Annotated in this window: 20 protein-coding genes; 8 read left to right on the top strand and 12 right to left on the bottom strand. The window is 50.8% G+C overall.

What is annotated here, in order from left to right:
* Positions 1–112: 112 nt before the first annotated feature.
* Both SIC45_RS01810 and SIC45_RS01805 read right to left on the bottom strand, forming a co-directional pair.
* Positions 113–829 (bottom strand): response regulator, encoded by a 717-nt coding sequence (locus SIC45_RS01810; protein WP_298785057.1) that lies wholly within the window; start codon positions 827–829, stop codon positions 113–115.
* Between the two features lie 59 nt (positions 830–888).
* The gene (locus tag SIC45_RS01805) at positions 889–2,022 is read right to left on the bottom strand and encodes a sensor histidine kinase (protein WP_413645494.1); all 1,134 of its coding nucleotides are present in this window, start codon (positions 2,020–2,022) and stop codon (positions 889–891) included.
* Positions 2,023–2,252: 230 nt separating this feature from the next.
* On the opposite strand from SIC45_RS01805, the gene SIC45_RS01800 reads away from it, so the two are divergent.
* Positions 2,253–2,891 carry a YigZ family protein gene (locus SIC45_RS01800; RefSeq protein ID WP_319630867.1) on the top strand — a complete coding sequence of 213 codons (639 nt, stop codon included), beginning with the start codon at positions 2,253–2,255 and terminating at the stop codon, positions 2,889–2,891.
* A 243-nt stretch (positions 2,892–3,134) separates the two neighbouring features.
* Complete coding sequence (locus tag SIC45_RS01795; RefSeq protein ID WP_319630866.1) at positions 3,135–4,454, top strand: LCP family protein; 1,320 nt, start codon at positions 3,135–3,137, stop codon at positions 4,452–4,454.
* A 65-nt stretch (positions 4,455–4,519) separates the two neighbouring features.
* Here SIC45_RS01795 and SIC45_RS01790 read toward each other — a convergent pair whose 3' ends face one another.
* From SIC45_RS01790 to SIC45_RS01780, 3 genes are all read right to left on the bottom strand, one after another.
* Positions 4,520–5,821 (bottom strand): UDP-glucose dehydrogenase family protein, encoded by a 1,302-nt coding sequence (locus tag SIC45_RS01790; RefSeq protein WP_298785049.1) that lies wholly within the window; start codon positions 5,819–5,821, stop codon positions 4,520–4,522.
* Between the two features lie 137 nt (positions 5,822–5,958).
* Entirely contained in the window at positions 5,959–6,837 is an 879-nt protein-coding gene (rbsK, locus tag SIC45_RS01785) for a ribokinase (protein ID WP_319630865.1), read from the bottom strand.
* Between the two features lie 7 nt (positions 6,838–6,844).
* Positions 6,845–7,960, bottom strand: a complete 1,116-nt coding sequence (locus tag SIC45_RS01780) for a CAP-associated domain-containing protein (RefSeq protein ID WP_319630864.1) — start codon at positions 7,958–7,960, stop codon at positions 6,845–6,847.
* 220 nt (positions 7,961–8,180) lie between these two features.
* Between SIC45_RS01780 and SIC45_RS01775 the strand changes: the two genes are divergently transcribed.
* Positions 8,181–9,116, top strand: a complete 936-nt coding sequence (locus tag SIC45_RS01775; RefSeq protein ID WP_319630863.1) for an accessory Sec system S-layer assembly protein — start codon at positions 8,181–8,183, stop codon at positions 9,114–9,116.
* An 81-nt stretch (positions 9,117–9,197) separates the two neighbouring features.
* On the opposite strand, the gene galU is transcribed toward SIC45_RS01775, so the two are convergent.
* The gene (gene galU, locus SIC45_RS01770) at positions 9,198–10,085 is read right to left on the bottom strand and encodes a UTP--glucose-1-phosphate uridylyltransferase GalU (RefSeq protein WP_298785041.1); all 888 of its coding nucleotides are present in this window, start codon (positions 10,083–10,085) and stop codon (positions 9,198–9,200) included.
* Positions 10,086–10,432: 347 nt separating this feature from the next.
* Here galU and SIC45_RS01765 point away from each other — a divergent pair, with 347 nt between their 5' ends.
* Positions 10,433–10,999 carry a transposase gene (locus tag SIC45_RS01765; RefSeq protein ID WP_319630862.1) on the top strand — a complete coding sequence of 189 codons (567 nt, stop codon included), beginning with the start codon at positions 10,433–10,435 and terminating at the stop codon, positions 10,997–10,999.
* Between the two features lie 18 nt (positions 11,000–11,017).
* On the top strand, positions 11,018–11,404 hold the full coding sequence (locus SIC45_RS01760) for a single-stranded DNA-binding protein (protein ID WP_319630861.1): 387 nt from the start codon (positions 11,018–11,020) through the stop codon (positions 11,402–11,404).
* A gap of 82 nt (positions 11,405–11,486) precedes the next feature.
* Here SIC45_RS01760 and SIC45_RS01755 read toward each other — a convergent pair whose 3' ends face one another.
* Positions 11,487–12,002 (bottom strand): VanZ family protein, encoded by a 516-nt coding sequence (locus SIC45_RS01755; protein WP_319630860.1) that lies wholly within the window; start codon positions 12,000–12,002, stop codon positions 11,487–11,489.
* A gap of 62 nt (positions 12,003–12,064) precedes the next feature.
* A complete protein-coding gene (locus SIC45_RS01750) occupies positions 12,065–13,843 on the bottom strand; it encodes an SLC13 family permease (protein WP_319630859.1) in 1,779 nt (592 codons plus the stop codon).
* Positions 13,844–14,070: 227 nt separating this feature from the next.
* Here SIC45_RS01750 and SIC45_RS01745 point away from each other — a divergent pair, with 227 nt between their 5' ends.
* Entirely contained in the window at positions 14,071–14,310 is a 240-nt protein-coding gene (locus SIC45_RS01745) for a DUF362 domain-containing protein (RefSeq protein ID WP_079475396.1), read from the top strand.
* Positions 14,311–14,566: 256 nt separating this feature from the next.
* Here the strand turns inward: SIC45_RS01745 and SIC45_RS01740 are convergent, their stop codons facing one another.
* Genes SIC45_RS01740 through SIC45_RS01730 form a run of 3 tightly spaced genes read right to left on the bottom strand, consistent with a single transcriptional unit; the run spans position 14,567 to position 17,602 of the window.
* Positions 14,567–15,514, bottom strand: coding sequence for a glycine betaine ABC transporter substrate-binding protein (locus SIC45_RS01740; protein ID WP_319630858.1), 948 nt, complete (start codon positions 15,512–15,514; stop codon positions 14,567–14,569).
* Positions 15,515–15,573: 59 nt separating this feature from the next.
* Positions 15,574–16,413, bottom strand: a complete 840-nt coding sequence (locus SIC45_RS01735) for a proline/glycine betaine ABC transporter permease (protein WP_319630857.1) — start codon at positions 16,411–16,413, stop codon at positions 15,574–15,576.
* Positions 16,406–17,602, bottom strand: a complete 1,197-nt coding sequence (locus SIC45_RS01730; RefSeq protein WP_319630856.1) for a glycine betaine/L-proline ABC transporter ATP-binding protein — start codon at positions 17,600–17,602, stop codon at positions 16,406–16,408. The genes SIC45_RS01735 and SIC45_RS01730 overlap by 8 nt, the downstream gene beginning before the upstream one ends.
* A gap of 257 nt (positions 17,603–17,859) precedes the next feature.
* Between SIC45_RS01730 and SIC45_RS01725 the strand changes: the two genes are divergently transcribed.
* Positions 17,860–18,402 carry a GbsR/MarR family transcriptional regulator gene (locus tag SIC45_RS01725; protein WP_319630855.1) on the top strand — a complete coding sequence of 181 codons (543 nt, stop codon included), beginning with the start codon at positions 17,860–17,862 and terminating at the stop codon, positions 18,400–18,402.
* A gap of 8 nt (positions 18,403–18,410) precedes the next feature.
* Here SIC45_RS01725 and SIC45_RS01720 read toward each other — a convergent pair whose 3' ends face one another.
* Positions 18,411–19,310, bottom strand: a complete 900-nt coding sequence (locus SIC45_RS01720) for a hypothetical protein (RefSeq protein WP_319630854.1) — start codon at positions 19,308–19,310, stop codon at positions 18,411–18,413.
* Positions 19,311–19,404: 94 nt separating this feature from the next.
* On the opposite strand from SIC45_RS01720, the gene SIC45_RS01715 reads away from it, so the two are divergent.
* Positions 19,405–20,403: an LLM class flavin-dependent oxidoreductase gene (locus SIC45_RS01715; RefSeq protein WP_319630853.1), complete on the top strand. Its 999-nt coding sequence runs from the start codon at positions 19,405–19,407 to the stop codon at positions 20,401–20,403.
* Positions 20,404–20,453 lie beyond the last annotated feature (50 nt).

Here is a 20,453-nt window from a genome sequence, read left to right as displayed (position 1 = left end):
TCTACAGCAGGCGTATATGTATGAGTTCGTTTTCATTTTACGGACTTCCCGGTGGAAGTCAATGCCAAAGCGCAAAAAGGCTGCCGATATCAAACCGGCAGCCCTTGCTCATTTAGCGGACTTTAACCCAGCCCTTTTTGATTGATTCGACAACCGCCTGCGTCCGGTCATTTACATTCATTTTCTGCAGAATGTTACTCACATGGTTTTTCACCGTTTTTTCACTGATGTAGAGCGATTCCCCGATCATCCGGTTGCTGTAGCCGTCTGTCATCAGCTGAAGCACCTCGCACTCGCGGCGCGTCAGAATATGAAGCGGCTTGCGGTATTCAACCTCTTTGTAGCCAATTTCGGTATCGTCTGCACCGTGGTCGTCGCCTTCATGAGCGAGGCGGCGGTATTCGTTAATCAGGTTCTGCGTTACCTTTGGATGAATGTAGGCGCCGCCGGAGCCGACAACCTTCACTGCTTCAATCAGGGCGTCCGCATCCATTTCCTTCAGCAGGTAACCGGAAGCTCCAGTTTTCAGCACGTGCGTCACGTACGATTCATCATCGTGAATGCTCAGGATCAGCACCTTCAAATCCGGGTGGCGTTCGATCAGCGTTTTGGTCGCTTCGACGCCGTTGACCCCGGGCATGTTGATATCCATCAGCACCACGTCCGGATGATAATCGTCGACAAGAGTAAACGCTTCTTCTCCGTCACTGCCTTCTGCAACAATTTCAAAGTTTTCTTCCATATCCAGAATGCGTTTGACGCCTTCACGGAAAAGCTGATGATCGTCAACCAACAACAATTTGATTTTTTCATCGATACGTTCTTGCATACGTTCTCATCCTTTCTTCGCTTCACTTATCATTTGGTTGTTTATTGCTGTTATTATTTTTAATGAACCGGCACGAACACCTTCACTCTCGTGCCCTGCCCGACCACGGAATCAATCGTCAGCTCCCCGCCAAGTGCGTTCACACGCTCTCTCATGCCGAGAAGGCCGAATGATTTGTCCCGTTCTTTATTCACGTCGAATCCTTTGCCGTCATCCTTGATTAAAATCGTAATGCTCGTCGGTCTCTGTTCGAGCTGCACCCGGAGAAGATCCGGCTTTGCATGCTTATAGGCGTTCTGGGCCGCCTCCTGTACAATGCGGAACAGTCCGATCTCAAGGTTCGGGGCGACTCTTGCTTCCTTCCCCTTCGTGGTAAACTCCGTCACCATGCCTGTGTTGTCTTCAAGGTGACGCAGATACTTCTGAAGCGTCGGCACGAGACCGAGATCATCAATCGCCATCGGCCGCAGGTCATAAATAATCCTGCGGACTTCCCCGAGGCTTGAGCGGATCAGAACACGCAGCTCCCGGAACTCCTGGATCGCTTCCTCCGCGCTTTTTTCACGGGAGATTTTCTCGACAAGCTCCGAGCGGAGCAGCACGTGCGCGAGCGTCTGCGCCGGACCGTCGTGAATTTCACGGGCCACCCGCTTGCGCTCGTCCTCCTGCGCTTCAATGATCTGCAGGCCGAACTCATGCTTTTCCCGGGCATTTTCGACGAACTCCCCGACATCCTGAAGGTCGCCGGCAAGAAAGTTATAAACGATGCCTACCTGGGATACAAGCGTTTCAGCCCGTTCAATGGTTTCATCCAGTTGAATCAGGCGGCGTTCGATATTGTCCCTTCGGTCGCGGAGGCGTTTTTCCTCCTGCCGCACTACGGCAAGATTTACCTGTGACTCGTTGGCTTTCTCATACACCTTCTGCACTTCTTCATCGCTGAACTGCCGAAACCGTTTGCTTACCTCTGCCAGTTGATTTCTTGCCACCCTGGCTTCAACCTCCAGCTGATCGGAGCGTTCAATCGTTTCAGAAATGTGTTCCTGTATTTCCTTTAACTCTTCCTGGAGTGTGTGAAGTTCTTTTCTGGAGGTTTCACTGATTTCAAAAATTTCTTCTTTGCTTTTCTCTACTGTCTGAAGCATTTGCTCAATAATTTGATCTAAGTCTGCTGCGTTTCGCAAGGCTACCATCACCCTCTATACTTGCCTGCGAATCTTCAATACCGTTTGGAACGGTTCATGAATAGTTTAGCATATTCTTTTGGACCTATTCCGCTATGTAATGAAAAATCACAAATTTACATATTTAACTCTAATTTCGTTGCATTTTCGCCCATTTCCTGTTATATACTGGCCAAAATGTTGCAACCATTACAATCATATTATACGGTAATGACATTACCTAGGAGGAATGTTACCGTATGCTTACTTCATATCGTACCATTAAACAAAGCGGCCATCATGAATTCACCATAAATAAATCACGCTTCATTACCCACATTACCCGCGCAGCAGACGAAGTAACCGCTCATTCATTCATTGAGCAAATAAAAAAGGAGCACTGGAACGCTGCCCACAACTGTTCAGCGTATTTGATCGGTGAGCAGGACCATATTCAAAAAGCCAATGATGACGGCGAACCGAACGGCACCGCAGGCGTACCGATGCTCGAGGTGCTGAAAAAACGCGAGCTGAAAGATACCGCAGTCGTTGTCACCCGCTATTTCGGCGGAATCAAGCTTGGCGCCGGCGGCCTGATACGGGCCTACGGCTCCTCAGTTTCCGAGGCGTTGAACCATATCGGAATCGTGCGCCGTACGCTGATGCAGGAGCTCGTGGTTTCCGCCGACTACAGCCTGCTCGGCAAACTGGAATACGAAGCCCGGAAATCCGCTTATATTCTTGATACGATTGACTACGAAGAGCAGGTGAAGCTTCATCTTTATACACCGGTTGAAGAGGTGGAGGCCTGCCAGGAGTGGCTTGTGAACATAAGCAGCGGCCAGGCCGGCATTGAAGAAGGAAAACAGGCCTTCGTGGAAGCCGATGAGCCTTCATAGTCCTTTCATTTATTTCCCCGGTAATACAAAGCAGCCGCTATTAGCTGCGTTTCCGCACGGAAATAGTTTTGTGCCGGATGTTTATTTTGTTTACTATCGTTTCTGCCTCGGCTACAATGAAAGAATACAATATTTTTCAAAATGCTTCCATTTTAGCTGATTTTCATATAACAGCGTGTCTACAGACGCTTTTGCCGTTTTCTATGCCACGATCATTATACAATCCAAAGGAGAAGTGCCGACATGCCAAGCTCAACGTCTCAACGGAGAAGCCTTCGTAAAAGAAGAAAGAAATCCTTCATCTGGAAAACCACAGCCATCACTGCTTTACTTTTTCTCCTGCTTGCCGGGGGAGCTTCCGCTTACTTTCTCCAGCAGCTCAACAGCGTGTCCGCTGATACAGAGGAAGAGCTTGAACGCGGGGAAAAATCGGATCTCCGGGACCAGGCCGTTGACCCGTCAGAGGACAGCTTCTCGGTTTTATTCCTGGGTGTGGATGACCGCGAAGAAGGATCCATGGACGGACGCTCCGATGCGATGGTCGTCGGTACATTCAACAAGGACTCCAAAAAAGTGAAGCTGGTGAGTATCCCGAGAGACTCGCTCGTAAACATTGAAGGCCACGGGGAAGACAAAATCGCACACGCCCATGCCTATGGCGGAACGGATTTAGCGGTCCAGACTGTTGAAAATACGCTGAACATCCCGATTGACTATTACGTAAAATCTGATTTTGCCGCCTTTACCGACATTATTAACGATCTTGACGGCGTCGACGTCAACGTGCCGTTTGATTTCACGGAAGAAGGAACAGAATTTACAGAAGGACCGGCAACACTAAACGGTGAAGAAGCGCTCAAATACGTACGGATGAGAAAACAGGACCCCCGGGGTGACCTTGGACGAGGTGAACGCCAGCAGGAAGTGCTTGAGAGCCTGATCAAAAAAGCCGGGTCCATCGAATCCATCGATAATTACGATGACGTATTTGACAGCGTCAGTGAAAATGTGAGCACCAACTTCACGTTTGGCAACATGATTGCCCTGCAGCAGTATGCCGATTCATTAGACAAAATCGATTCCAATCAACTGCAGGGTTCGGATGCTACGATCAACGGCATCTATTACTACCAGCTGAACCCGGAGGCGACACTTGAAACCTCCAACAGCCTGCGTAAACAGCTCGATCTCCCGGCTTCAGAGGAGCCACTGACCCTCCCGGGTACACAGGCAAACAATGAAGCGCCTGTGACGGAGGAAGAAGCGCCGGCTGAAGAATCCTACGAGGAGCCGGCTGCCGAGGAAGAGGCACCGACCGAGGAATCCTATGAAGCACCGGCTGCTGAGGAAGAAGTGCCTGCAGAGGAAGAATCGTATGAGGAATCTCCAGCGACAGAGGAAGAAGCTCCGGTGGAAGAGTCCTACGAGGCGCCTGCGACAGAAGAAGCCCCGGCTGAGGAATCCTACGAAGAGCCTGCTACGGAAGAAGAAGCGCCGGCTGAAGAGGAATCGTACGAAGAAGCTCCCGCCGAGGAAGAAGGCTACGAGGAAACGACACCGTAAACTAAAGCTTAACCGCATAAAAAGAGCCCGGAAGGAGAGCCTACTCCTTTCGGGCTTTTCTATAACTATTTCCGGCCGATACCGTGATAAATAAAGCCGGCTTCCTTAAATTCTTTTGCTTCAAATGCATTTCTGCCGTCAATCATCACCGGCTTGTTCATGATGCTTTTTAATTTCTCCGGTGTCACCTGCAGGCATTCGTCCCACTCTGTCACAAGCATCGCCGCATCTGCACCTTCGCAGGCATCCAGCGCGTTTTCCGCAAAGTAGATGTCTCCCCCGAGCAGCTGTTTGGCATTGTCCTCTGCTACCGGGTCAAAGGCACGCACCTTCACGCCGTATTCCTGGAGCGAACGGATAATTTTCAGCGAAGGGGCTTCCCGCATATCGTCTGTGTTCGGCTTAAACGCGAGGCCGAGGAGCGCCACTGTAATATTGCGGATATCTTCGTTAAAAATCACATTCAGGTGGTCCACCATGCGCAGGCTCTGCTTTTCGTTCACATCGTTTACGGCCTGCAGCAGCTGCGGATAGTAGCCTTTAACCTCCGCCAGGTGTTTGATTGCTTTTACGTCCTTCGGGAAGCAGGAGCCCCCGTAGCCGATGCCTGCGTTCAAAAACTTCGGCCCGATCCGGTTGTCCATTCCCATTCCGCGTGTAACCGCATTGATATCTGCACCGTAATAATCACAGATGTTCGCCACCTCGTTCACGAAAGAGATCTTCGTGGCGAGAAAGGCGTTGGAGGCGTATTTGATCATTTCAGAGCTGCGCGGGTCTGTCACGACAATGTTTTCTGTGAGCGGCTGATGCAGCTCTGTTAAAATCTCCGCTGCTTTGTCGGAATTTGTGCCGATAATCACGCGGTCCGGATTAAATGTATCCTTAACAGCTGACCCCTCCCGGAGAAATTCCGGCACGGAGCATACTTCGACCTGGGCATCCGGATTTTTGTCCGCGATCAGCGAGCGTACGCGGTCCGCGGTTCCCACGGGCACAGTCGATTTATTTACCACGACACGAAATTTGTCGTCATTCACCGCTTCCCCGATTTCGTCCGCTACGCCGTACACATAGGACATGTTGGCAGCTCCTGTTTCCGATTCCGGCGTACCGACGGCAATAACCACCACGTCTGACGCCTGGACAGCGGGCTGCAGCTCTGTTGTAAACTGCAGACGTCCGGCTGCCCGGTTGGAGTCCACTAATTCCTTCAGACCCGGCTCATAAATCGGGATCTCTCCGTTATTCAGCCGGTCCACCTTCTCCGGAAGTTTATCCACACAGATTACGTCATTGCCAAGCTCTGCAAAGCTTGTTCCTGATACAAGGCCCACATAGCCGGTACCTACTACTGTTAGCTTCATACGTCTTCCCAACCTTTAATTTATGTATTTTCGTACTTTAATATACGCGTGAATGAGCGCTTAGCGTTTAAGCGTGATTATCAGATTTTATTGTATCATATTTTACCAATTATTCTACATTCACTTCTGCATACATGTTAAAGGCCCCGGCCTTCGATCTGCGAACGTACCGGCATTCCGTTCTGGGCTCCTTCTTTTTCAACTGAGGCCGCTGAAGCAGCATTGGCAAACCGGCAGGCATCTTCAAGAGACATCCCTTCAGCCACTGCTGTGGCTAACGCTCCGTTAAACGTATCACCAGCCCCTGTCGTATCGCGCACGTCCGCCGTACGCACAGGAATTACTTCTTCTCTGCCGTCTGCACGGAGAATGGATACTCCCGCCGCTCCTTTCGTCACCACCACATTTTCACGGCTGCCGGCAACCGCCGGGTACTCGCTCCGCAGCTGTTCAAATTCCTGCTCATTCGGTGTCAGGTAGGCCGCTTTATCCCAATACACCGGTGACAGCGGCTGCATCGGTGCCGGGTTTAAAATAACCGGCGTCTGCTCCTCTTCGGCGGTCTGAAGCACCTTTTCCACCGCCGGCCCTGGAATTTCAAGCTGTACGAGCACTGCGTCTGCCTCTCTCAGGAGCGAACGGCTTTTTTCGATATCGTCGGGACTGACAGTGGCGTTCGCCCCCGGCGTCACAATAATGCAATTGTCTCCCCCGGATACAATAATTGTGGCAACACCAGTCGCCGGACCTGGGCGCATGCGAACGTGCTCTGTATTGATGCCTTCGGTTCGCAGGTGCTCCAAATATTCTGTTCCAAAAGCATCGCTTCCAACAGCCCCAATCATCGATACGCGGGCACCGAGGCGGGCAGCGGCCACCGCCTGATTGGCCCCTTTTCCGCCAAAATATGTATGAAAGCCTTCCCCGAGGATTGTTTCTCCCCGGGAGGGCATCCGTTCTGCTGTTGTGACCAGATCCATGTTAATACTTCCCACAACCACTATATTTGCTGGCATTCATCCATCACTCCCTGCTTGGACTAACAAAATTCTGCGTATAAAACGGACGGTTTTCGTCGTCAAATGCCACCCCGATACCGAGACCGTCGTAATTGCCGAGCATCGCTTCGCGGTGCCCTTCATATGAATTCATCCATCCGGCCGTGGCGTACAGCGGCGACCGCTGGCCGGAAGCAATGTTTTCGGCAGCCTGTACGTACCGTATGCCGCCCTGTTCCAGGCGGTCAAACGGGGACTGCCCCTCCGGATTCACGTGATCGAAAAACTGGTTTTCAGCCATGTTTTCACTGTGCGCTCTTGCGACACCTGCCACTGGCTCATTGTAGGCGAGCGTGTCCCGGCCGAGCTGTACACGCTGGGCGTTGGTTAAGTGCCATACGAGCCGTTCATACGAATTCCGCACTTCTTCAGACCCTTCGGCATAAAAGGAAGAAGTCCTTTCCACCTCTTTATCCACCAGCAGCAGAGCATTCACCCTGTTTTCTTCATGAACATCGTAGAAAAAGGTCGCAAAGCCTTCCTCCACCTCGTAAACGCCCTGCTGCTGTTCATTCGTTTCCGTGCGGATGCTTCCGCGGGTTACCGTTTCCATAGAGTCTCCGTACGTATCCCGGATAGCACTGCGTCCGGTGCCCCAGCCGTTTCCTTCATCGTCCTGCCACGTCTGCTGATTGGAATAAAGCGCCACCACACGTCCGTCCTCAATCCCGTACTGGGCGTACTGCCCGTAATCGTCTTCGTAATAAATATGCCAGTCGAACGAATAGCTTCCGGGCTGTACGTCCTTCGCTTCCCCGCGTGCCGCCTCCACCTCTTCAAGGCTGTCCCCGAGGCTTACACCTGCAACTTCCCAGTCCCCTGTGCCTTCAGGCACTTCCGTTTCCACGGTGCCTGCCTCCGGAGCGCCCCTGCTGCTTTCATCCGCCTGCAGGTTTTCACCGAGCAGATTGGATAAAAAAAGCGCCATTCTTTCACCCTGCGTGTCCGTGCCTTCATATGTCGTGCCGCCTGCTTCTTCGATACGGTCTTTAACCCCGCTCCAGGGAGAATCCGCCGGGCTGTAAACTATAAGCGCTGCCAACAGAGCCACTAACACCGCCGTGCCAACCAGACCCTTCATGTGCATAACTCCTCTATTTGTTCATTTATTATTTGTTTTACTTGTATATAGTAATTGTACAGGAAAAAGGCCCGGGGGAATATTAACTTGCATTTGGAGATTTCCCTTAAAAGTCCTCCGGCAGAGTGATATACTATAAGGACGTACAGACTATCTTCAACGCTGGTACATCTATATAACAAACTTTATAACTATGACATTTATAAAAGGGTGAAAAAGTATGGCTTTATTCGGTAAAAAAAAGCAATCGTCCCAGGGCGATGCTGCCAAACCAGACGAGTTGGCTGAACAAACCCCGGCCGATGAGGAAGCTATCGACGAAGCACACGATGACAGCGGCCGGACCGTAGAGACGACACTAAGCCTGCATCCGGAAGCTGAAATTCCGGAGGAGGATGAATATTACCTGCGCTTTTTAAACGGCGAAGCGCCCCGGCTGAAGCCCGGACAGGTGGCTTTATCGGGCATAAGCGCCCAGCGGGATGAAAACGGATTGATGCTTGTCACTGCCTTTATCCGCAACGGCGCAGAAAAAGCCATCCGTTTGAAGCACTCCACAGTGCTTTTGATGAGTAATGACAACCAGGTGATTGCGAAAAAGAAAGTGGATTTAAGCGGTGTCGGCGATATTCCGCCTAGAAGTGCCCGGCCGTGGAACTTTTATTTCGCGCCCAAGGAACAGCTTCAGCAGGAATTTCCAAAAGACGGATGGAAAATCGGCTTTCATGTGGAAAAACCAAAGCGCGAACACCACCTCGACCTTGCCGACAGCTGGAAAAATGCGCTTAGCGAGCAGCAGGTGGACAAGCTGAAGGACATGATCCGCGATATGAAGCCGCCGCGTGCCGGTGAGGTTAACTTTATGGGGATGCGCGCCGTGCAGTCGGAAAACGGCGACCTGCATGTGACGCTTCTTATCCGCAATGGTGGCAACAATGAGCTCCGGCTCGACAACGTGCCGCTGCAGGTGGAGGATGCGCACGGAGAAGTCATCGCCCGGGGCGGATTTAAGCTCGACAACTTCGCTGTACAGCCTTTCTCAAGCCGGCCATGGACGTTTGTCTTTCCACATCGTCTGCTTAAAAAAGAAGAAATCGATCTTTCCAAATGGAGAGCATATCCGATTAAAAAGAAGAAAAACGAAGAAAACGCGTAACGAAAGAGCCCCGTGCGGGCTCTTTTTTGACGCAAAAAAGGCCGCCGGACCAGTGCCCGGCGGCCTTTTCATCTGATATGTCTAGTTTTTATCCGTTTCTTTTTGCAGAATATTGTTCTGCAGGTAATCCTCAAGCGGACCGCGCAGATCCTCCCGGTCGAGCGCGAAATCGATTGTCGCTTTGACAAAGCCGAATTTATCGCCGACATCGTAACGCACGCCGTCAAATTCATACGCCAGCACGTCCTGGCTTTCATTCAGCTTCGTAATCGCATCCGTCAGCTGAATCTCATTGCCCGAGCCTGGTGGCAGCGTTTCGAGAATGTCGAAGATTTCCGGTGTCAGAACGTAGCGACCCATCACTGCGTAGTTGGACGGCGCATCCGCAAGATCCGGCTTTTCCTTTAAGCCCTGGACTTTATGAACGCCCGGTTCTTCTTCGCTTTTCGGATCAATGATGCCGTACTTGGAAACGTCCTGATCCGGCACCTGCTGGACACCGACCACCGAGCTCTGGTACTTATCAAAGACGTCTGTGAGCTGCTTCATGCACGGCTCGTCCGAATGCACAATATCGTCACCAAGCAGAACAGCAAACGGCTCGTCCCCGATAAAACGGTGGGCACACCAGATGGCGTGTCCAAGACCCTTTGGCTCCTTCTGGCGGATGTAGTGGATATTTGCCATATTGGAAATCTGCTGGACTTCCTCAAGCTGCTTCGTTTTGTTTTTCTTTTCGAGCGTCTGTTCGAGCTCATACGAAACATCGAAATGATCCTCAATTGCACGCTTGCCGCGCCCGCTTACAATGATAATGTCTTCAATGCCGGCAGCAATCGCTTCTTCTACTATGTATTGAATAGTGGGTTTATCCACAATCGGAAGCATTTCCTTCGGCTGTGCCTTTGTCGCCGGCAGAAAACGCGTTCCAAGCCCTGCGGCCGGAATAATAGCTTTACGTACTTTCATCTTTTTTCCTCCTTGATAACTGTGCTGCGTGCCTCGCACGCATGTCAAATACAAGACAAATCAAGCTGTATTCAACATACCATAATGAATAGGAATTACAAATACATGGAACAAAATCACTCTGCTTAAATTTTCCAAAAGCAGGGACAGGGCTCCCAAAATGTTGTCACATTCTGCTTCTTCCTTTTGTTGGGATATATGGTATAGTAGTTATATTCTAACACGAAAGGAGGCGCAACCGCGTTTTTTTCTGCTCCCCAGGCCCTGTCTGCGGCCTGATTTTCACCAACCCCCCTCCTCTTGGTGAAATATTCCCTACAAACTTTTACCGAAAGAGGTGTATGCCCTTGCCCCGGGACGAACGCCTTTGGTTTCCAGGCACCGTCTATTCCATTACTGCAGCTGGAGCTTCCGGCCGTACGTTATTTCCCGACGAAAAAGACTATAAACAATACGTATACTTATTAGCCAAAGTAATCAATACCACGAAGCTCGATCTTCACGCCTACTGTCTTCTTCCGGACAGCATTCACCTGCTGGCCGAGTCCACCTACGTCTCTATCTCCACTATTATGCGGGAGCTGCATGCATCCTATGCCATGCACTACCGACGCCATTACGAAACCGGCGGCTCCGTTTTTCAGGCCCGCTACCATTCCGAGCTTCTTCCCGACGAAACGTCTTTTTTTGAGCAGAGCCGCCGGATACATCTGCTTCCTTCTGAGAAGCTGGATCATCCCTATCCCGGCACGTACCGGTGGTGCAGCGCACGTGACTATCTTGCGCCGCAGCCCGAATACGCCCCGAGACATCCCTTTTTATCCCTCGAACGCACCCTTGCCTTTTTTCCTTCTCCCAGACATGAATACTTTCACCGATTTTTATACCACACGTCTGTAACCCAGACCCACTAACTATTCAGGAGTGATTACATGTTTAACCAGGTGACGCTTGTCGGCAGATTCACCCGAGATCCCGAATTAACCTATACAAAAGACGGGACCCCGGTATGCAACTTCACCCTTGCTGTCCAGCGGTCCTTTCGCAACCAGGAAGGGGAATACGATGCCGATTTCGTTCCCGTGACCGTATGGCGGCGCCAGGCGGAAACCACGTGCGAATACTGCCACAAAGGCGCTATGGTCGGTGTGAAAGGAAGAATCAATACCCGTCTTTATGACAACAAGGATAACAAGCGTGTGCAGGTGGTTGAAGTAAACGCTGAAGACGTCCGTTTTTTGAAGCTGCAAACCGGTTCTTCTGACGCGCCACCGGAAAGCATCGGCTTAAACACGGAGCCTTTCCCTGCCGGCATGTAGCAGTCTTTTCCCCCGTATTACCTTCTCCGCTTTATTCCCTCTATAACAACAGGGACCCCCGCAATCCTCTGCAGGGGTCTTTTTACATAAACCGTGATCCGTATCTCCACAGCCAGCATAAAACAACAATCACCGCCGCAGCGGACACCCCGGTCATGTCGAGGAGAACGTCCTGCCACATGCCATGCCTGTCCGGGCTGAAATGCTGCCGGAACTCATCAAGCACGGCAAACATAAACACAAACCCGTAAGCCCCTGCAAGCTTCCCCCAAACCGGAATTCGGTACGGATATGCCGCGAGCAGCGCCGCCAGAAATATAACGGTGAACATAAACACGTGGCTTGCCTTTCGGATAAAAAATTCCACATAGCCTTCCACGCCGGAGGCAGCTACACTTACCGGATCCCCGCCATAGGAAAAGGAGGGCACGGACACATACGGCTGCAGCCACTCAAACGGGATATGCTCAAGCCAAGGGCGAATGTCCTGCTGCTGATACGGCATGGAGGTTGAAATGAGAATGGTCAGCACAGCACCCGCAAGCGGCAGTGCAAACAGCCATTTATGCGTGGACAGACCTTCTGCACGTATATCCAAGGTGCTTACCTTCTTTCTTCTTTATTTTCAGTATAAAAAACCCGCCGGGCCTTTTCCAGCTTTTACCCCCATACCGTCCATGTAATACTGATCGTAATAACCATAACAATCAGACTCACCGGAATGCCGATTTTCATAAAATCCGTAAACCGGTAGCCGCCCTGCGTATACACAAACAGATTCGTCTGGTAGCCGATTGGCGTAATAAAGCTTGCAGAAGCTGCAATCGCGACAATTACCGCAGCCGCCAGTGGAGAAACAGACAAAATATCCGCTGTTTCCAGCGCCACCGGGAGCATAACGATAGCCGCCGCATTGTTGGTTACCACTTCTGTAAACACATTTGTCAGCACGTACAGGGCTGTAAACACCCCCAGCACTCCGAACGGCATAAACCAGTCAATCATCCGCTCCGCAAGAAGCGGGGCAGCTCCCGTACTCGTCATCGCTTCCCCAAGCCCGAAGGCAGCGGCAATGACGATCAGCACTTCATATGGAAGATACCGGTGAGCATCCTTAAGCGAAAGTGAACGTGTCAAAAGCAGTCCGGCGACGGCGAACAGCGCTGCATAGAAAATAGGAACAACCTGCAGAGCAGCCAGGCTGACCATGAGCATCATCATGACGAGCGGCAGCCAGCTTTTCCACCTTGGTCCCTTCAAAAAAGGATTTACGCTGTTTTTCAGCACGTGAAAGTCATTATGGGCACTCGTCCTTTGTTCAAACTCCGGTCCGGCCAAAAGCAGGAGCGTATCCCCGGGCTTTACCACCATTTCTTTCATTTCGGAGGAATAGCTCTCATCATAGCGATGAATGCCGATAATCGCAGCATCAAATCGCTGGTCAAAGAAAATATCCTTTAGCTTCGTAAATAAAATATTGGAGTAGTGGGTTACCATTACTTCCATCAGCTTGCGTTCATTCGGCTCTTCAGCCGTTTTTTTCTCACTCTTTTCCGTTCTAATATCGAGACCATCCGTATTTTCGAGCATCGCGATCTGGGTGAGGTCTCCGTATACTACCAGACAGTCTCCCGGCTCAAGAATGTGGTGTTCACCGACCTCCCTGCCTTCTGATTCGCCGTTTGGCAGCACAGCCAGCAGCTGCAGAGACGGGTCATTAATAAAGCCTGCCCGCTTCAGCGTATCCCCGAGATGTTTATAATCCGGGGTGATTTCGAGCTTGAGCATGTATTTCCGCCGGCCTTCCTTCTGATAAAACAGCGGCGGCTTCCGGTCCGGCAGAATCTTTATGCCGACCGTTAAAATGAAGATCGTGACAGCAATTGTTGCCGGTATGCCGATCAGCGCGAGCTGAAAAAAATGAAACCCCGCATAGCCCCTCTCCAGCAGGAGTCCATGTACGACGAGATTGGTGGACGTTCCTATCAGTGTAATCGTACCGCCGATAATCGTGGCATAGGACAAGGGAAGCAGAAATTTGGACGGCGCCAGATCATATTTCTCGCACCACCGTTTCACCAGCGGCGAGAACGTTGCTACAATCGGCGTATTATTCAGAAAACCACTCATGAGCGCCGAAGGAACGAGCATTTTCATTAGCGACCCTCTAGGGGTACGGCCTTTACTCAGCACCCCTTCAACGAACCGGTCCACGATGCCGGTCTGCTGGACCGCGCCTGCAACAATACAAAGAAGGCCTACAGTCAGCATGCCCTGGTTGGCAAACCCCTTCAGCCCTTGTTGTGGTGTAATGATCCCTGTGATAAGCAGCAGAGAAAGGACGAATAAAAAAATAATACCCGGCCGCGCTATTTCTTTCATCAAAGCACCAATCATCGCCAATACGATAATCAGCACCCACGCAATCTCCCAGGACACGCCGTCACCTCCCTTTTTTTATAATTCATAGTATTTTAATATGTTTAATCAATTTTAGACTCACAACCTATTATACTTATCGCCAGGTAATTGTAAAGGAGCACTATATGTTTTACACTAGAGAAAGAGAGGTTTCTTACTAGGCGCTGGCTTTCTTCAATGGAGAGACAGTTTTTCGGCGCGTAATCATAAATCTCTTGAAATACTTTGAAAAGAGGTGAACCAAAATGGCATTCGTCATTACATCGCCATGTATAGAGGAAAAAGCAGGGGAATGCGTGGATGTTTGTCCTGTAGACTGTATTGAAGAAGGAAAAGAGCAATTTTATATTGATCCCGACGTCTGTATCGACTGTGGTGCCTGTGTAGTTGTTTGTCCAGTAGAAGCTATCGTGGAGGATACTGAACTGACACCGGAAACAGAACCATACCTGGAAAAAGCAAAACAATATTTCGGTACAGAATAAATCGAATCCCGCTTTCCATCAGCGGGATTTTTATATTTTTACAATTAGGCAGATTAAATCGGGGGAAAACGGGTATATCATTACTACCCCACCCCATACCTCGATTATTGGACCATTTGAAACCAGCATTATCTGCTGGCCCGGTTCATAATTGTGCCACTTCCTAATGTCCGCAGGCTGATGCCTGCGGGCATTTGGTGCTTATAAAGACACAAATAAAACCGAAGCTCCTGAGAGCTCCGGCTTATCGTTATACTTATTCCTCTGCTTCAAGGTCTTCAATTGATTCGATGTCCATGTATTCTGGAACGACCAGGCCGGTAATCGCGCCTTCGAGGTTCGCACCAAGATCTTCATAGTCATCGCCGTACTCTTCCATCTGGCTTGCGTGTGTATTCGGGAACCAGCCGGCAACCATGCCGTCTGCTTCGCCGTCAGCAACAGCCGCAAACATTGGGCCAGCTTCAAGCTGGGTTAAAGTTACGTCATACCCAAGATCGGTGAGTACTTCCCCGACCACGTTGGTGGAGGCAATCTCAGAATCCCAGGCTACATATACGAGTTCAATCGCTTCGCCGTCAACCTCTTCCACGCCATCGGTCCATTCAGACACCATATCTTCGTTTTCATCCACCCAGGTAGCAGCGGCTTCAGCCGGCTCAGTACCATTCTGAATTTCTACCATAATTTCTTCCATGTTAGAAGCTTCCCACTGGAACTGATCGAGGAACTGATACGCCCCCGGCATGTCTTCTTCAAGTCCCTGACGTACAACAGTATGAATATCGTCACCATCGCCGTAGGAACCCTCCGGATCCTCCAAATACTTCAGGTCATATTCTGAGAACATCCAGTGCGGGGTCCAGCCGGTAACAATGATTGGCTCTTCGTTTTCAACCGCATCGCCCAGTGCGCTTGTCATTGCTGCGCCCGAGCTCTGTTGCAGGTTCCAGTTACTGAGACCGTAGTCTTCTATCGCTGTCTGCGTTTGAGACATAATACCAGCACCGGCATCAATACCGGTAATTGTGTAGTCCACTTCTTCGCCAAATGCTCCACCGGAAGAGGATTCTTCACTCGATCCGGAATCGTCAGAGCCGCCGGATTCTTCTGAATCTCCGCCTCCGCCGCCGCAGGCAGTCATCACCGCTGCCATTGATATTCCGGCTGCGCCTAAACCAGCTTTTTTCCATAATTTTTCCATGTGAATTACTCCCCTTTTGTTCTTAATTGTATGGATACTCCCTGTTCCGGGAGGTATACCTATTTTCGATTACTTGCTCCAATGCCCTGCGTCAGCCGGTCGAGAATAATCGCCACAATTACGATCGCAAGACCGGCTTCAAAGCCGCCGCCGACATCGTTTCTGCCGACTGCAAAGTATACGGCCGTCCCGAGGCCGTCCGCCCCGATCATCGAGGCGATCACGACCATCGACAGCGCCAGCATGATTGTCTGGTTAATCCCGGCCATAATGGTCGTTTTCGCCATCGGCAGCTGTACCTTGAAAAGCTTCTGATTGCCCGTGGACCCGAAGGCCTCCGAGGCTTCGATGATTTCGGTCGGCACCTGGCGGATGCCGAGGTTCGTAAAACGGATCGTCGGCGGCATCGCAAAGATGACCGAGGCGACGACACCCGGTACCATCCCGATGCCAAAAAAGGCAACGGCCGGGATCAGGTACACAAAGGCAGGCATTGTCTGCATAAAGTCGAGCACCGGCTTAATCGTGCCCTCAACCACCGGGCTCCGGGACATCCAGATGCCGACCGGCACCCCGATAACAATGGAAATCACCCCGGCAGTCAGAACGATTGCAAGCGTCAGCACCATGTCTTCCCAGTAGCCCAGGTTCCAGATGAGCAGCAGCCCGAGCAGGACAAACACCGTGAGCCCGATTTTCCGTCCGGCAAACCAGAACGTTAACCCGACAATAATAATGAGCAGCAGCCACGGCGGAAAAATGCCGAAAAACCATTCAAAGCCGCTGATAATATAGCCAATAAAGTTCGTAAGGGGGCCAAAAATAAATTCCGCCTGGGTCAGCCATTCGACAAACGCATCAATCCAGGCAGCAAGTGGCAGCGGGGTGATGTTACTCAACGGCCGACACCTCCTTGCCGGAAAGCAGTGCCATAACGGAGCCTCTTACAACAATGCCGACAATTTTGTTTTCTTCATCTACGACGGCTACTGGTGTGTTTTTGTATGTAAGCAGCTCGATCATTTCCTTGACCACGGTATCCTTTTGAACTGTCGGCACGTCTTCATGAAGTATGCTCCGAATATCTTCGGATCCCTGCTCTGCCAATTCCGATACTTCATCGGCATGGACAATACCAAGCAGCGTGCGGTCTTTATTGGTTACATACAGGCTCGAAATGCCTTCCTTTTTCATGCGCTGAAGTGCCACCCGCGGCCCGTCTTTATCGATCGTCAGCACTTCCGGCCGTTTCATGACAGCTTCCGCGGTAAATACCTTGGAGCGATCCACGTCTTCCACGAATTTGGCGACGTAGTCATCAGCCGGGTGCTGAAGAATATCCTCCGGCGTGCCGATCTGGACAACCCGTCCGTCCTTCATGATCGTAATGCGGTCGCCGAGCCGGAGCGCTTCGTCCAGGTCGTGGGTAATAAACACGATCGTCTTTTTCATCCGGCCCTGAAGCTCGAGCAGTTCATCCTGCATTTCCTTCCGGATCAGCGGGTCGAGTGCCGAGAAGGCCTCATCCATCAGCAGAATATCCGTATCTGCCGCCAGTGCCCTTGCCAGGCCGACACGCTGCTGCATCCCGCCGGAAAGTTCATCCGGATACATGTTGCCGTAGCCGCCAAGGCCGACCAGCTGCAGGGCTTCATCTGCTTTTTTCTTTTTTTCCTGCTCCTCGAGACCCTGTATTTCCAGACCGTACGCTACGTTATCGAGAATCGTACGGAAGGGAAATAGTCCGAATTGTTGGAAAACCATGCTCATTTTTTCCCGGCGTACCGCTCTCAGCCCTTTATCGTCCATACGGGCCAGATCATCGCCGTCCACCCAGACGCTTCCTTCGGTCGGATCAATTAACCGGTTCAGAAGTCGCACAAGAGTAGATTTTCCGCTCCCGGAAAGTCCCATGATGACAAATATTTCTCCGGCCTCCACCGAAAAATTGGTTCGGTTCACACCGACCGTGCAGCCGGTCTCTTCCAGGATTTCATCCTTTGATTTCCCCTGTTCCAGCAGCTTAATCGCACGGCTTGGGCGTTTGCCGAAGACCTTGGTTAAGTTCTCCACTTCTATCTTCGCCAACGTTTCACACCTCGTTTACTATGTCTGTGTCTGTATTTATTATCACTCTTTTACTATATAGTATTAGGATAAAAGATACAAAACTTTTATCATGCCATTTGAGGCTGTTTTAGCCGTAAAGTATATACTGTACATACATTATATACTTATATCTATCGATATCTGCTGATTAGAAGACCTAACGACCGAATATTCAATTTTTTTATTGTTCAGCAGTTTGCTAAACTTTAAACATACATGCAAAAAGGGGGCCCCGTATGGAAAGGGAACAAAAAAACATTCAGGACAAGCTGGACGAAGCGAGACACCAGTTCATTGCCACAATTGCCCAGAACATGGGCTTATACGGCGTTTCCGATACGAACGGACGTCTTTACGGCACCGTGTTGTTTTCCAAGCGTCCCATGACACTCGATGACATGAGCGAAGCACTCGGCATGAGTAAAATGAGTATGAGTACAGGAATACGGGCCCTCATGGATGCAGATATGGTCGAACGGGTATGGGAAAAAGGGGTACGGAAGGATTTGTACCAGTCCCACGACGACTGGTATCAATCGTTCACCTCCGTTTTTGTGAACCGGTGGAGAGAGGCGGCAGACAATAATCAGAAAGCCGCCCGCCGTGCCAAAGAGGAATTCGAAGCATTTTTAGAGGAAGCGGAGGATCCCTATCTTATTGACGTACTTAAGCACGATCTTGAAAAAATCGATTACGCACTGCACTATTATGAATGGCTTGATGAAGTAATAAGCATTTTTGAAAGCGGTGAAATTTTTTCGATGATCCCCCCAAAGTAAGTGCTGTTTTAAATTTCAAGCAGCGGAACCCGGTGCTCAAGCCGGTGCTGCTCCCTCATTCTGAGTGGCCTCTCTGTCCCCGCAACAGGTTTTTGCCAGAGGAGAGCATATTGATACAGGTCGTGCCACTCTAAAATATTCGCAAACTGCTGCAGCGAAGGCAGCGGTATGCTCCTTACGCTGTCATAGCCGGCAAGCAGTTCATTAAAAACCATTCGGGCAAAGGGCTGATAGTCTTCTGTGCCGGAAAAGGAAAGCAGAAGACCCCGAAGCAGCGCCGCAAGATCGTATAAACTCACATGAACCCCAGGCATCGCTCCCGGAAAAAGAAATCCCTTCCCAGGACCCCCATGCTTCCAATTCATTTCCCTGAAAACAAAACCTGTGCCATCCGAGTGGAGGGCCGCACGCTGCATTACAGGAAAAAGTGCATCAATACTTTGCCGGATAATCGTCTGGCCTTTCGGAAGCAGCATGTCCATCTGCTGGTGTTCTGCCTTTATGGTCTGCTCCGACAGGGAGATGCTTTTTTTGTCGTTCATCGGTAATTTCTCATGCCAGCTGCGGTGCTTTACTGCCAGGGAGGCGCCAAGCTGCTGGTAATCTGATTCTTCCATTCGGACGCTCCCATGGTTTTTCGGCTTCTTCTCATACATATAGGCCAGGCCTCTCTCCCCGGTGTCCGCCAGTTTATCTCCCTCTACTGTCTTTTTTATACTGATATCACTCTCAGCTTCAAGCCACTGGACCGTCTCTTCCTCCGGCAGCACAGCCTCCCCGGTCACAAGCACCCACTCCGATCCTTTACTGTCCCTTATGCACCAGCCCCTGGCTCGGCATTGTCCAAGCGAAGCTGCTTCTATGTCATACATCTGGTAAATCCAATTACGTATTGATTCGGTGTTCATTTGTTGCCCCCATTTCATTTACTGTAGATTTTTTCGTTTTTCTTTTACACTGGACTAGCATAGAAAAGCATTCTGTTTATTTGGAGGAACGCGCATGAATATCAGTATTCTTGATCAGTCACCGATTGCAGAAGGCGATACCCCCGAAAAAGCCTTCGAACATACCCGTGAACTCGTTCAAATGGCGGAGAAATGGGGATTTCACCGCTTTTGGGTGGCCGAGCATCACAGCACCAGCGGCCTGGCCGGCTCCTCGCCGGAAATTCTGATGTCACACCTCGCAAGCGTCACCACAAGCATCCGTATCGGCTCGGGAGGCGTCCTGCTCCCACAGTACAGCCCATACAAGGTAGCCGAAAACTTTAAAGTGCTTGAAGCTTTATTTCCCGGCCGGATCGACCTGGGCATTGGAAGATCTCCCGGCGGGGGCAACACGATCCGGGAAGCCTTGACAGACGGTAATAAAAAAAGCATGTCCGCCTTCCCCCGCCTTCTTCAGGAGGTTCAGGGATTTATTGACCGATCCCTTCCCAGTGATCATCCCTATGCCTCCATTAAAGCATCTCCGATGAGCAGCTCCCTGCCCGAAACCTGGGTACTCGGTTTGTCCGAGCGCGGCGCGCGGGATGCCGGCAGGCAAAGTGCCGGATTCATGTTCGGCCAGTTTATCAGTCCGGACCAGGGCGCCTGGGCGGTCCGTAAATACCACTCCTCCTTTGTGCCAAGCAGCCGGCAGCCACAGCCAGTGACTGCTGCCTGTGTATTTATTGTCTGCGCGGCTACTGACGAAGAGGCTGATTTTCTGGCGCTCAGCCAGGATCAATGGCTGCTGAATGTCGAAAAGGGCACTAATACGAAAGTGCCTGCCCCGGATAGCGTAAATCCCGACTCCTGGACACAGGAGGAGAGGGAAAAGGTACAGGAGAATCGGCGGCGAGCTGTTATTGGCTCCCCGGCTGCCGTGCAGAAACAGCTGCGTGAACTGCGGGATAAGCTTGGGCTCGATGAACTGATGGGCATTACCAACATTTATGATTTTGAAGCAAAAAAGAAGTCTTTCCAATATGCCGCCGGTATTGCTGACAACCTTTAAATGAAAAAATCCGCACGCTCCTCCTCGAGCGTGCGGATTTTTGTGTTTTT

Origin of the sequence: Marinococcus sp. PL1-022 (genome assembly GCF_033845285.1) — a bacterium.
Classification (GTDB): domain Bacteria; phylum Bacillota; class Bacilli; order Bacillales; family Marinococcaceae; genus Marinococcus.
This window is presented reverse-complemented; position numbering and strand designations above follow the sequence as displayed.